This window comes from Ruegeria atlantica (assembly GCF_001458195.1).
GTDB lineage: Bacteria > Pseudomonadota > Alphaproteobacteria > Rhodobacterales > Rhodobacteraceae > Ruegeria > Ruegeria atlantica.
In genome coordinates this window covers 131,048-144,392 of sequence record NZ_CYPU01000073.1, presented here as the reverse complement: position 1 = coordinate 144,392, position 13,345 = coordinate 131,048, and the positions used below count along the sequence as shown (strand labels likewise).

Annotated in this window: 11 protein-coding genes, 1 tRNA gene and 2 pseudogenes; 9 read left to right on the top strand and 5 right to left on the bottom strand. The window is 58.7% G+C overall.

All coding sequences use genetic code 11. The features are described 5' to 3' along the window. Positions 1-926, top strand: a pseudogene (locus RUA4292_RS24885) (recombinase family protein); the annotation flags it as partial. 375 nt (positions 927-1,301) lie between these two features. Here RUA4292_RS24885 and RUA4292_RS22715 read toward each other — a convergent pair. Beyond that, positions 1,302-1,391, bottom strand: a tRNA-Ser gene (locus tag RUA4292_RS22715). A 202-nt stretch (positions 1,392-1,593) separates the two neighbouring features. Here RUA4292_RS22715 and RUA4292_RS22710 point away from each other — a divergent pair. From RUA4292_RS22710 to RUA4292_RS22675, 8 genes are all read left to right on the top strand, one after another. After that, a complete protein-coding gene (locus RUA4292_RS22710) occupies positions 1,594-2,919 on the top strand; it encodes an SPOR domain-containing protein (RefSeq protein WP_058279657.1) in 1,326 nt (441 codons plus the stop codon). Positions 2,920-2,935: 16 nt separating this feature from the next. After that, complete coding sequence (locus RUA4292_RS22705) at positions 2,936-4,102, top strand: D-alanyl-D-alanine carboxypeptidase family protein (protein ID WP_058279656.1); 1,167 nt, start codon at positions 2,936-2,938, stop codon at positions 4,100-4,102. After that, positions 4,099-4,725 carry a dTMP kinase gene (tmk, locus tag RUA4292_RS22700; RefSeq protein ID WP_058279655.1) on the top strand — a complete coding sequence of 209 codons (627 nt, stop codon included), beginning with the start codon at positions 4,099-4,101 and terminating at the stop codon, positions 4,723-4,725. Before RUA4292_RS22705 ends, tmk begins: the two co-directional genes overlap by 4 nt. Before the next feature lie 7 nt (positions 4,726-4,732). After that, positions 4,733-5,854, top strand: a complete 1,122-nt coding sequence (locus RUA4292_RS22695; RefSeq protein ID WP_058279654.1) for a DNA polymerase III subunit delta' — start codon at positions 4,733-4,735, stop codon at positions 5,852-5,854. Next, on the top strand, positions 5,851-6,657 hold the full coding sequence (locus RUA4292_RS22690; RefSeq protein ID WP_058279653.1) for a TatD family hydrolase: 807 nt from the start codon (positions 5,851-5,853) through the stop codon (positions 6,655-6,657). Before RUA4292_RS22695 ends, RUA4292_RS22690 begins: the two co-directional genes overlap by 4 nt. Then, positions 6,654-7,451: an MBL fold metallo-hydrolase gene (locus RUA4292_RS22685; RefSeq protein ID WP_058279652.1), complete on the top strand. Its 798-nt coding sequence runs from the start codon at positions 6,654-6,656 to the stop codon at positions 7,449-7,451. Before RUA4292_RS22690 ends, RUA4292_RS22685 begins: the two co-directional genes overlap by 4 nt. A gap of 63 nt (positions 7,452-7,514) precedes the next feature. After that, positions 7,515-8,447: an AEC family transporter gene (locus tag RUA4292_RS22680; protein ID WP_058279651.1), complete on the top strand. Its 933-nt coding sequence runs from the start codon at positions 7,515-7,517 to the stop codon at positions 8,445-8,447. Between the two features lie 70 nt (positions 8,448-8,517). Further along, the gene (locus RUA4292_RS22675; protein WP_058279650.1) at positions 8,518-9,216 is read left to right on the top strand and encodes a CbiX/SirB N-terminal domain-containing protein; all 699 of its coding nucleotides are present in this window, start codon (positions 8,518-8,520) and stop codon (positions 9,214-9,216) included. Positions 9,217-9,247: 31 nt separating this feature from the next. On the opposite strand, the gene RUA4292_RS22670 is transcribed toward RUA4292_RS22675, so the two are convergent. From RUA4292_RS22670 to RUA4292_RS22655, 4 genes and pseudogenes are all read right to left on the bottom strand, one after another. After that, a complete protein-coding gene (locus RUA4292_RS22670) occupies positions 9,248-10,258 on the bottom strand; it encodes a GGDEF domain-containing protein (RefSeq protein WP_058279649.1) in 1,011 nt (336 codons plus the stop codon). Further along, a pseudogene (locus tag RUA4292_RS22665) lies at positions 10,255-10,843 on the bottom strand (heme NO-binding domain-containing protein). Before RUA4292_RS22665 ends, RUA4292_RS22670 begins: the two are co-directional and overlap by 4 nt. A gap of 120 nt (positions 10,844-10,963) precedes the next feature. Continuing rightward, the gene (locus RUA4292_RS22660; RefSeq protein ID WP_058279648.1) at positions 10,964-12,523 is read right to left on the bottom strand and encodes a trimethylamine methyltransferase family protein; all 1,560 of its coding nucleotides are present in this window, start codon (positions 12,521-12,523) and stop codon (positions 10,964-10,966) included. Positions 12,524-12,643: 120 nt separating this feature from the next. After that, positions 12,644-13,336, bottom strand: coding sequence for an HAD family hydrolase (locus RUA4292_RS22655; protein WP_058279647.1), 693 nt, complete (start codon positions 13,334-13,336; stop codon positions 12,644-12,646). Positions 13,337-13,345 lie beyond the last annotated feature (9 nt).

Sequence of the window (13,345 nt, the reverse complement as noted above, 5' to 3'; positions counted from 1 at the left end):
AAATCCGCCACAAGGATAAGATTTGGGATGGACTACACCCGGCGATCATCGACCAGGACGTCTGGGACCGGGTACAGGAGAAAATGCGACAGGCATCGAACCGCTCCCGGGCACGCGGCGACTCCGATGCGCGCCAACGCTCGAATGACCCCGGCGCCTGGCTCACCGGTTTGATGCAGGACGAAACTGGTGACAGGTTGACGCCAACCCACACCACGCGCAAAGGTCGACGGTTGCGCTACTATGTCTCCAACAGACTGATCTCAGGCGGAAAGGATATCTCCGGCTGGCGGCTGCCCGGCCCGGCGCTGGAAAACGCGGTCATTGATGTCATCGTCAGACATCTGCAAGACGCCGCAATCACGCATCGAGTTCTGGCGCAGCCGGAGGCCGAGTCAGCCGAGGCAGTTCAGACTTCGGTTGCGAATTTAGTAACCCGGCTTCAACGCCAAGCCGGTCAGGTCGGCGCTGCTCTTCTGGCCAAAGGCAAAATTGCACGAGGACAGATCGACCTCGAATTGAACCCCAAAACTCTGGCAAGCGCACTTGGCATTGCTGCGGACCATCTGCGCCCGGATCTCACCCACGTCACTGCATCTTTTGGTCTGCGCCGCCGCGGCGTCGAGGCCAAGGTCATCGCCGGAGATATGGCACTCCAACCTGATCCCCACCTCCGGTCCATGCTGATCCGCGCCCATGGCTGGGCGCGCGATCTAAAAGCCGGAGTTCAACTGATGGAGATCGCACGCCGCGAAAGCGTCCCCGGCGCCTTCATCCGCACCCGCGCCCAGCTCGCATTTCTCTCTCCGAAGATTCAAGCCGCGATTCTCGACGGCACACAGCCGCCTGAACTTACACTCAAGCGTCTGGTCAGCGTGACCCACCCACTTGATTGGTCCGAACAGGAACGCCTGTTCGGCTTCTGACATCTCCAGATCCTGCGTCCCTGATACAGACTTCGCCCTCCCTGATCCGTCGGAACAATTCCCTGTTCCCACGAGAAAATTCCCTGTTCCACTTTTTAGGGAATTTGCAACATAAACCTCTGAAAAACATACAGTTCTGATAGGAGAAATGACGGAAATCAGACCTGTTTCGCGAAATTTCCCTGTAAATTGCCGGGTATCAGGGAAATCCCGCCCAAAGCGACCCCGCCAAAATGCGACACTGAGACTGCGGCCGGAATTGCGCTCTGAGTGTACGATCTGCTCCGTCTCTGATTGAAAGCGCATGCGCCAACTCGCGGGAATTGCGGCACAATTCCGGGTCAGAAAACACAACTGAAGTGAGACAGGTATGAGTGGCGGGGAGACAGGGATTCGAACCCTGGGAACGCTCTCACGTTCAACGGTTTTCAAGACCGCCGCATTCGACCACTCTGCCACCTCCCCGCGTGAGGCCGGGTCTAAGGCCATCGCGAACCGGTGGCAAGACCAAATAGGGAATTCTTGCCGAAGCGCCCGCTGCGGTCTTTCCATGACACTTTGGCCGCGTTATGATCCGTAGGAAAGACCGAAGCAGGCTGGCAATACAGAACCAGCAATCGGCGGCGGGTCTCGAGAAACGAGGCCCAATCAGGCAAGGGATGACAAGATGAAGCGAGCGACAGAGACACGCGCACATCCGCGAGCGTTAGCGGCTTTGGCCGTTGTGTCCGTGGTTTTGGCTGGTTGCGATGAGGTGCTGTCCCCCGAAAATGTCTCGGCAGATACCCAGAGCTCCGAATCCGCAACAGACGGTCGGACCGACCTTTTCCCCACATCAAGCGGAAGCCCGAAAGATGATGTCGAAGCGCCCGAGGTGTTTCAGCTGTCTGAGCCCGGACTATGGGATGGCCGCCCGTCATTGGGCGGCATATGGGTTGCTCATCCGGACGTGACACAGCCCGAGCGTGTACGCGTCAAAAACCCCAAGAACAACAAAACGATCACCGCCGCGTTGTTCCGTCGCGAAAGAAACCTGCCGGGTCCTGAACTGCAGCTTTCCTCTGCTGCGGCCGAAAAGCTGGGTATCCTGGCTGGTGCACCTACAAAGGTTGATGTCGTCGCCCTGCGTCGCAAAGCGCCCGAGCCGAAACCTGAGCCGGTTGAAGAAAAGCCCGCAGCCGAAGAGACCCCTGTCGAAGAAACGCAAACCGCTGCAGCGGATGAGTCCAAGACCGACATCGCCGAAAATGAGGCCGAAGAAGCTGAACAGCCAGCCAAGCTCAAGTGGTGGCAACGCAAAAAACCTGCTGCGGCGGCCGGTGCCGCGACTGCGGCTGCTGTAGCCGCAGATGCCGCGACCGACACGACAACCGACACAGCGGCGGAAACAGCCGCCGAGGCGGTCGAAACCGTCACAGAGACTGAAGAACCGGCCAAGCCCAAATGGTGGCAGCGCAAGAAACCTGCCACGGCGGCCGTGGCCGCTGATGCCGCGACCGACACAGCGACTGAGGTGGTCGAAACGACGGCAGAAGCAGCATCGGCTTCACTGGTGGACCCAGAGGTTACCCCCCCGACTGAACAACCAGCCAAACGTAAATGGTGGCAAAAGAAAAAGCCCGATGAAATCACCGAAACGCCGCTGGACCCGATCGCGGGCGCGGCTGCGGCGATTGACGCGGCAGAACCCACACCGGCCGGACCCCCCTCTGCCACAACCGCGGACGCATCGGCAGCCACGGCGGCTTCGGTATCGTCCTTGTCAAAACCGTTCGTCCAGGTTGGCACATTCGGGGTTGAAACCAACGCCAATAGCGCTGCCAACAAGATCCGCCGCAACGGAATGCCTGCCGAGGTGCGAGAACTAACCTCGGACGGCAAAACGGTCTGGAGGGTCCTGGTCGGCCCAGCTACGTCGCGCTCGGAACGCAATGCCATGCAGCGCGATGTCAAAGACCTGGGCTTTAACGACGCGTTCACCGTCAAAAATTGAAACCTAGGAGGCCCCCATGCTGTCCTCACTGCGATCAACTGTTTTGACCCTCGGGCTGGCGCTGTTTGCCCTGCCCGCCCACGCTTTCGACACAACCGCCCGCGCGGCTTATGTGATCGATCAAACGACCGGAACGGTTCTGCTGTCGAAAGAAGCAGACCAGCCGCTGCCGCCTGCTTCGATGTCCAAACTGATGACGCTCTACGTCGCGTTTGAGGCGCTGCGCGATGGCCGCCTGACCCTGGGAGAAACCTTGCCCGTGTCGGAACACGCCATGAGCTATGGTGGCTCAACCATGTTCCTGAACACGCAGGATCGTGTCAGCGTCGAGGATCTATTGCGCGGAATCATCGTGTTGTCTGGTAACGACGCATGCGTGGTGATTGCCGAGGCGCTGAGCCCCGACGGGACCGAGGCCGGGTTTGCCCGCTACATGACACAGCGCGCCAAGCAGATGGGCATGGAAAACTCGAACTTCGCTAACTCGAACGGATGGCCGGCGGCGGGCCACATGATGTCGGTCCATGACCTTGCCGTATTGGCCAACCGGCTGATCAGCGACTTTCCGGAATACTACCCACTGTTCGCAGAAGAAGAGTTTGAGTTTGATGGCCGTGCGCCGTCGAACAAACGTAACCGCAATCCGCTGCTGAAACTGGGGATCGGGGCCGACGGCCTGAAAACCGGGCACACGCAAGAGGCGGGTTACGGCCTTGTCGGCTCGGCCAAGCAAGGCGACCGTCGGGTTGTCTTTGTCCTGACCGGCCTCGATAGCACCGCCCGTCGCGCAGAGGAGGCTGAGGCCGTGGTTAACTGGTCGTTTCGCAATTTTGTCGAGAGGACCATTGCCGACGCCGAAACGCCGATAGCCGAAGCCCAGATTTGGATGGGCGCCGAAAAAACTGTTGGGCTGGTGCCCGAAGGGGATCTGACCTTGTTGTTTCCAGTTCTCAATGACAAGGACGTCAAAGCTGAGGTCGTCTACGAAGGTCCGATCAACGCGCCTGTGGAAAAGGGGCAGAAACTGGCTGAGCTGGTGATCACACCCGAAGGATTGCCCGAAATCCGTCGCCCACTGTTCGCGGCCAAAGACGTGCCTGTAGGCGGCTTTGTCGTGCGCATGAAAACCGTTGGCGGTATTGTTCTAGAAGACGTGATCGGCAATCCGCTGGAGGCGATGTGACGAAGGCAGGGTTGTTTCTGACCTTCGAAGGTATTGACGGGTCTGGAAAGTCATCACAAGCACGAATGCTTGCCGAACATTTGCGTGGCCTCGGTTACGATGTCGTTCTGACCCGCGAGCCCGGAGGATCTGCAGGCGCTGAAGAGATCCGAAGCCTTGTTCTGGAAGGTGACCCGGATCGCTGGTCTGCAGAGACGGAAATCCTGCTGTTTACGGCGGCCCGCCGGGATCATTTGGAACGCACGATCAGGCCAGCGCTGGCCGAGGGCAAAGTCGTGATCTGCGACCGCTTCGCCGACAGCACCCGCATGTATCAGGGCCTGTCGCGCGGCGATCTGCGGGGATTGGTCGATCAATTGCACGACCTGATGATCGGGCGCGAACCCGACATGACCGTTTTGATCGACATGGACCCCGAAACCGGGCTGTCCCGCGCCAAGGGGCGTCAGGGAACAGAAGAACGGTTCGAAGATTTCGGGCTGGATCTGCAACAACAGATGCGTGCAGGGTTTCTGGCCCTTGCGGATGAGTATTCCGACCGTTTCCGCGTGGTTGATGGTAACCGGGACATAGACAGTGTTGCACAGGATGTGACAGATATCGTTCTGCAAGCTTTGCGATAGACGATAGATGAGCGACGACACCCCAACCCCGGATCAGGCACCCGGTGCCCCACACCCGCGTGAGACACTGCGCCTGTTTGGTCAGGACGCGGCGGAACAGGCTTTTCTAAGTGCCTATACCTCTGAGCGTCTGCACCACGGCTGGTTGATTACTGGTCCACGTGGGGTCGGCAAGGCGACGCTGGCCTGGCGGATCGCGCGATTTCTACTGGCAACACCTCCGACTGAGGATGACGGGCTATTTGGTGCACCGCCACCGCCCGATAGCCTTGAGATCGATCCTGAACACCCCGTCGCGCACCGTATTCAGGCTGGGGCCGAGCCCGGCTTGGCCGCAATTACCCGATCTCTGAACGATCAGGGGCGGTTGCGTAATGAGATTGTGGTTGATGATATCCGCAAGCTTGGCAAGTTCTTCGGCCTTTCCTCGACTGACGGTGGTCGCCGCGTTGTGATTGTGGATGCCGCGGATGAGATGAATGTCAGCGCCGCCAACGCGCTGTTGAAAATGCTCGAGGAGCCCCCAGCCCGCACCACCCTGCTGCTGATCTCGCACCAGCCGTCGCGTCTGTTGCCGACAATCCGGTCGCGGTGCCGGACACTGCGCCTGTCTCCGCTGGGATCTGAGAATATGGAAGCCGCGCTGATGCAGACCGGCACAGAAATGCCGGGCAAGGCGGATCATTTGGCTGCACTGGCTGCCGGGTCCGTGGGTGATGCGGTGCGCCTGATCAACCTCGGCGGGCTGGAGATTTACGCCGAACTGATCGCCATTCTGGGCACCCTACCCCGAATGGACCGTCAGCGCGCGCTGGCCTTGGCCGAGGCTGCTGCCCAACGTGGCGCGTCCGAGCGGTTTGAACTGTTACTGACGTTGATCGACGTCGCCCTGTCCCGGCTTGCGCTGACCGGTGCAACCGGCGCGGCCCCGATGCCCGAGGCCGCGCCGAACGAGGCAGAAACCCTTGCCCGCCTGTCTGCCTCACCGCAGCAGGCCCGCAAATGGGCCGAAGTCGCCGCGGTGATCACTGCACGTGCGCGTCATGGGCAGGCGGTGAACCTTGACCCTGCCGCTCTGGTCCTAGATACGGTATTCAAGATACAGGAAACCGCCGGTCAGAGCAGATGAGCATTCCCCCCGAAATCACCGACAGCCATTGCCATCTGGACTTCCCCGATTTCGAAGGTCAGCTGGATCAGATCGTGGCCAATGCAGCCGAGGCTGGCGTGACCCGCATGGTAACAATTTGCACCCGCTTGCGGAACGAACCAACCGTCCGCGCCATTGCCGAGGCCCACGCGCCCGTCTTCTACGCGGCTGGAACGCACCCTATGAGCGCCGCTGATGAGCCCATGGCATCGGTCGATGAACTCGTCGCCTTGTCCCGGCACCCCAAATTCGTAGGTATCGGCGAAACCGGGCTGGATTATCACTATACCGCCGACAGCGCAGCGGTGCAGAAGCAATCCTTGCGGGTGCATATTGAGGCCGCCCAACGCACAGGCCTGCCTTTGATCATTCACGCCCGTGCCGCCGATGACGAGATGGCACGCATTCTGGCCGAGGAACACCGCAACGCGCCCTATTCCTGCGTGATGCATTGCTTTTCATCCTCTGCTGAACTGGCCAAATCCGCGCTTGAACTGGGGTTCTACTTGTCGATGTCCGGTATCGCGGCATTCCCCAAAAGCCAGAAGCTGCGCGATATTTTCGCCAGCGCCCCGGCCGACCGCATCCTTGTTGAAACCGACGCACCATACCTGGCCCCTCCCCCGTATCGCGGCAAACGGAACGAGCCCGCCTTTACCGCCCACACAGCGCGCAAGGGCGCCGAAGTGTTCAGCATGGACTACGTCGATTTTGCCGCCCAAACGCAGGCCAATTTCGACCGGCTGTTCACAAAGGCCGCGACCTACAAGGCGGCTGCATGACCGAAATGCGATGCACGATCCTGGGCTGCGGGTCTTCTGGCGGTGTCCCCCGGCTGGGCGGGCATTGGGGCGATTGCGACCCCAACAACCCCAAAAACATCCGTCGCCGTTGTTCGATGCTGGTAGAACGTGACGGCCCGGACGGAACAACCTCGGTTCTGATCGACACCACCCCCGACATGCGCAGCCAATTGCTCGATAGCGGGACCGGGCGGTTGGATAGCGTGATCTACACCCATTCGCACGCCGATCACGTCCACGGCATCGATGACCTGCGTATGATCGTGTTCAATATGCGCGAGCGCGTGCCCGTGTGGGCCGATGGCGACACGCAGAACGCCTTGCTGGGGCGGTTCGGCTACGCCTTTGTCCAGCCCGATGGATCACCCTACCCGCCGATCCTTGATCTGAAGTCCATCGACGGCCCGTTCGAGGTGGACGGCCCCGGCGGCCCGATCCCGTTCCATCCATTCAAGGTCAACCATGGCCCGATCGACTCGCTTGGTTTCCGGATGGGCGACCTGGCGTACCTGCCGGATGTGGCGGAAATCTACGACGACGCCTGGGCGACGATGGAAGGGTTGGATTGTCTAGTGATCGACGCGCTGCGACGGAAACCTCACCCGACCCATGCGCATCTGGAAAGAACGCTGGGTTGGATCGAACAACTGACCCCCAAGCGCGCGGTCCTGACCAACATGCATATCGATCTGGACTATGCCACGGTTGATGCAGAAACTGCCGACAACATCACCCCAGCCTATGACGGAATGGTGATCCATCAGGCGCTTTAAGATCCCACGCAACCGACCTGGGACGCAGCGATTTTGCGTCGGCCCAGCCTGCAAAGCGGTGCCATGTTTCAAAGTCTGATCGACGTCGTTCTACCGGTTTTCCTTGTGATCGGAGCAGGTTATGCCTCGACCCGGTTGGGGTATTTCAAGGAAATCCACATCGATGGGTTGATGAAGTTCACCCAGGGCTTTGCAATCCCATGCCTTCTGTTCCTTGCAATCTCGCATCTGGATCTAAGTGCCAGTTTTGATCCCCGGCTTCTAGTTAGCTTCTACTCAGCAGCTGGCCTGTGTTTCACTGCTGGTCTGTTCGGTGCACGGTTGATCTTTGGCCGGGATTGGGAAGATTGCGTCGCCATCGGGTTTTTCTGTCTGTTCTCGAACTCTGTCCTTTTGGGATTGCCTATTACCGAACGCGCCTATGGCCCCGAAAACCTGACCGGCAACTATGCGATCATCGCCTTCCATTCACCCTTTTGCTACGGCGTTGGCATCACGGTGATGGAGGTTATTCGAAATCGCGGCCAAGGTGGCCCGCGCATGGTCAAATCCATCTTGTCGGCCATGTTCCGCAACGCACTGATCCTTGGCATCGCGCTGGGTTTTGCCGTGAACCTGTCAGGTATTGGCATACCTGCGGTCGTAGACGAAGCCCTGGGCCTTGTGACCCGCGCCGCCCTGCCCGGGGCGCTGTTCGCGCTTGGCGGAGTGCTGGTAAAATACAAGCCCGAAGGTGACCTGCGCGCCATCGCCTTTGTTTGCGGAATATCACTGATGCTGCATCCCAGTCTTGTCTGGTTGTTCGGCTCAACAGTTGGTCTGCCGCAGGACCTATTCCGCTCGGGCGTGCTGACGGCAGCGATGGCGCCCGGTTTCAATGCTTACATCTTTGCCAATATGTACGGACGGGCAAAACGGGTCGCGGCCTCGTCCGTTCTGGTCGGAACCGGCGCCTCGATCCTGACAGTATGGCTTTGGCTGACATTATTGGGGTAGCGTGACGTTCCGCGGATTGACTTTGTACCAGCCGGACACACCTAACTGAAAAGCCACAGGATACTCCTAAATGCCGCACGCCCTGATCGTCGCCCACGGCCAACCCTCGGACCCGGCCCCTGCCGAAGCGGCGCTAGCTTCTTATGCGGCAGAGGTCGATTCGTATTGCGATGGCGTCAGCGTTCAATCAGCTACGCTTGCTGCACCAGGCATGCTTGAGGCTCGTTTGGATGAACTGCCCGACGACACTGTCATCTATCCCCTTTTCATGGCCAAGGGGTGGTTCGTGACAAGTGCATTGCCCAAGCGTCTGGGTGATGGAAGCATCCAAATTCTGGACCCGCTGGGCGTTGACCCAGACCTCCCCGCTTTGGCTGCGGGCGCGTTGCTGGATGCACTATCAGGCAAGGGGTGGGACGCGGGCAAAACGGATCTGGTTCTGGCGGCTCATGGATCGGGCCGTAGCCGCAATCCATCAGCTGTCGCCATTGAGTTTTCCAGGGAACTGGCCCGGTGCATGACCTTCCAATCCATCCGCATCGGATTCGTGGAAGAGGCCCCGTCCATTGCCGAGGCCGCGACCGGGGCTGGCGATCAATCTCTATGCTTGCCCTTCTTTGCCTGCACCGGCGGGCATGTTTTGGAGGACGTGCCACAGGAATTAGAGCGAGCGCGGTTCAAAGGCCACGTGATGCCGGTTGTCGGAGATCTTCCCCCGATCAAGCGCCATATTTCGGAAATTCTGACACGGGCTATTGCGCTGGATTAACTTAAATACCCGCCCCGCGCGGAATTAGAAGTCATTGCGAACTGGCCGGTTTCAGCCCAGAAGCCGCAAGTGCCGAGTACAGACAATGCCGCGACCGTCCCTGCCGCTTTGCCACGTACAGCGCCTGATCCGCTGCATTCAGCAGCTCTGCCGCGTCCGGCGTGCCAAATTGCGTGGACAAGGCCGTTCCGATGCTAGCTGAAATCTTACACTTGGTACCCTGAAACATCATGGGTTGGCATAGCCTGCTGATCAGGCGCCCCGCTATGTCAGACAGGACACTTTCGTCGACCAGGCCTTTAAAAATGACGACAAACTCATCACCACCGATCCGGGCGACCGTGTCCTCAGTTCGTGTTTCTTCCTCCATAATGCGCGCGGCCTGTTGCAACACAAAGTCCCCCGCCGCATGGCCAAGGCGGTCGTTGACACTTTTGAAGAAATCCAAGTCCAAATGCATAAGCGCAAAAGCGCAATTGGCCGAGATCAGGTGGCCGAGAACCACATCCATCGCACGGCGGTTTTTCAACCCCGTCAACATGTCTGTCACCGCCTGTTCTTCAGCCGCCAGCATAGCTCCCTGCAGTCGCAGGTTCAGTGAGCGCGATGCCTCCATCGCGGCTGTTTTCGCCTCAACCAGGTACAGCAGTTCGATCGCCAGATCCGTGCCAGAGAAATCCGCGCTGGTCAGGGCATAGTCACGAACAGCGTCCAAGATAGAAATCCCCAAGGACAGGTTAATGATTGCCCCGTTCCCTTTTGGCAAAGGCGCGATCAGCCCCGTCAGCGCGGTCCGAGGCTCGTCGTGAAACTTCAAATGTACCTTGCCACCGGTCAGAGATAACAGCGTGGAAATCGTTGTTATTGTTCGCGGTCGCACAAGTTCAAAAACGTCCAGAAAACCGCGACCCCGCATCGGATGGACCGGACGGAGCTTTTGCAGCGTTGGTCCTGCGTTTACGATCATGCCCTTGTCATCCACCATCACGAACATGGGGCACAACGTGTCCAAAAGAGCCGAGAGTTCAGAGGCTTGCATCATGACTTGCGCGCCCCAAGATCGAAATGACGCCCTTCGGCAAAGGCGCTTTCTACAAGGGCAATCGTGATGACCTCGGCGTCGGCCTGCTGCCCTTCATGCGACAACATGGCCAATGCTCCATAATCGTCTGCAATTGCCCGTAATACGCCGACCATCACGCTGGAATAGCCTGGCAGACCGGGGTAGCAGTACAAGTGATATTCTGCCGGTGACACCTCACACAACTCCAGCATTGGCAGACGCAGATCGGATACTGCAAGGCGGGCACGATCCGATAAGTCATCCAGCGAGTGCAGGAATTCGACATATGTCACACCGCCGAACCGAAGCAGACGGCGCAAATCTTCCATATTGGGGTGCGACACCAGATAGGTCCCAAGATCCTCCAGTATCTCGGCCCGTGGACGATTCAGGTCAGCACATAACACGTCCAAAACCTGCGCGGTCATGGCGTCGTCATAAAGCAGCATTGCCTCAAACTCGGCAAAACCCAGGCCCGCAGCCTCGGTCACCCGCAGCCAGCAGGGTTGTCCATAAGTCGCGCAAACAAATGATTGTATTTGCCCGATTGATCAGACCATGCATGAGATGCCCCAAATTGGTTACGCCCCAATCTGGACAGATAATCCTTAACAAATAGCCAAAAAACACGTTGTTTTGACGGCAATCCGACAGAGTCTCAATCTGGAAGTCACTGTTGTTACATTAGAAATCCGTCGGCGCGCCACCCTCGGCCTTTCGGCGGGCAACAAAGTCCTCCAACTCCTCGCGAATCCCGTCATCTATCGGCGGGGGCTCAAAGCTGGTTACGATTTCCTTGAACATGTGGTGGGCGCGCTCAGCGGTCCAGATGCCGCCAGCCACGTCCCAACCTTCATAGTTTTTCCAATCGCTCAGGAACGGCTGATAAAACGCGGTCGTGTAGCGGTCCTGGGTGTGCTGAATACCAAAGAAATGGCCATCATTCCCAACGGCCTTGATCGCATCCAGCGCGATTTCGTCCGGGCCTGTTGCTGTAATCTCAGGCTGCATGTATCGCTGGATTTGCTGCAGAATTTCACAATCCATAATGAATTTTTCGGGGCTCGCAATCAGCCCGCCCTCAAGCCATCCGGCCGCGTGATACACCATGTTGGTACCCGACTGCACAGCAGCCCAAAGTGAGTTTGACGTCTCCCACACAGCTTGCCCATCGGGTACGTTCGCCGCGCACACGCCCGAAGACCGCATCGGCAAACCATAGTGTCTTGCCATTTGGCCGGTCATCTGGGTTGAGCGCATATATTCGGGCGTTCCAAACGCAGGCGCGCCCGATTTCATATCAACGTTGGAGGTGAACGTCCCGATAACACAGGGAATTCCCGGCCGGACATATTGGAACAGCGCAATTGCGCATAGCGCCTCGGCCAAGGATTGCGCAACCGCACCGGCCATCGTAACGGGCGCCATCGCACCGGCCAATGTGAACGGCGTCACGACAATTGCTTGCCCGCGCCGCGCAAGACGCAGGCAGCCGTCAATCATCGGATGGTCGTGTTTCAATGGTGAGGTCGAGTTGATGTTGGTATACATCCGCGGGGTCGCTTCGAACTCTTCATGGCTGTGACCCCCAGCGATCCGCACCATTTCCATCACGTCCTCAACGCGTTCCTTACCCAGCGAATAGGCATGCATCGCCTTGTCGGTCAGCGTTAGCTTGTCATAGAGCACGTCCAGATGTCGGACGCTGGCGTGTATATCGACCGGTTCGACCGGATAGCCCCCCGCAAAGTGGATGCAGTTGAAGTACTGCGTCAGCTTCAGCAAATTCCGGCACATCTCGCGATTTCCGGCCACCTTGGTACCGATCTCGAGATCCCAGTAATTCGGAGGAGAAGACACGTTCCCGAACAACAGGGTTTTGCCACCGACTTCAATCGTCTTGTCAGGATTTCGCGGCGTGATCGTGAACTTTGATGGCGCTTTGGCCACCATTTCCATCACAAAGTCACGACCCATACGAACGTTGTCGCCATTGATCGTACAGCCCGCCTCTTTCAGGATGCCAAGGGCTTCTTCGTTGTAGAACTCGATCCCGATCTCTTCGAGGATGCGCATGGCCCCCTCGTGGATCGCTTCGATTCCAGCCTGGTCCAGCGGTTCGGTGGGTTTGTCGGTATTGATCGGCGGGTTCCACGGCATTTGGTCGATCACCGCGCTGCCCCTGCGCGCCGCCGCACCTGCCCGTCCCCCTCCGCGCCGTTTGCGAGTCTGTGTGTCAGCCATTGGATCCCTCCGGAACTTGCTTTCATCAAGCAAGCCCGGAAGTCGGCCCAGTGGCCGCTCTGTCTGCGACAAGGTTTGTCGGTTTCATTACTTGGACAGTCGAATTCAGCCGAAGCTGGATCAGTTTTCAGCCAACCAAGCAGGAATGTGACCAATATCCGGCAGCACGACATCTGCCATCGGCGCAAGCGCCTCGGCCGGCGCCAACCCCGTCAGCACACCGATTGTGGTCATTCCGGCAGCTCGCCCGGCCTGCAGGTCATGCAGGCTGTCCCCCACCATCGCCACACGCGACGGGTCGACACCAACATGGGTTGAAAAGGCAATCAATTGCCCAGGCCCGGGTTTGAACCCATGGCCGCTGTCGTAGCCAGCAACAAAATCGAAGTGGTCGCGAATCCCGACTGAGGCGAGATGTTGCAGCGCAGGCATTTCCCCGTCATTCGTGGCTACACCCAGTTTTAGGCCCGCCTGCCGCAAAGCATCGAGGAAGGGAACCAGCGGAACAGCCGGAGCCTGTGTCGCTGTCGCCGATTCCGTGTTCAGAATGTCGATCAGCTCATCGCTGGCCATATCCGGGAAATAGGGTGCAAGGGCTTCGGCGATCTCCTCGACGGTCCCCGCAATCACGATGCTGTCGTCGGCATATTCCTCCGAAACCGGATCAAAGCCGATGGCCTGGCCCAGTTCGGCTGCCCGCTTTTGGTCGCCATCTGACAGCTTTTCCAACACGCTGCGCCCGAAACCACCCCATGTGTCCGCAAAGTCAAACAGTGTTCCGTCCTTGTCGAACAAGATCGCATCGATGGGCATTACATGCTC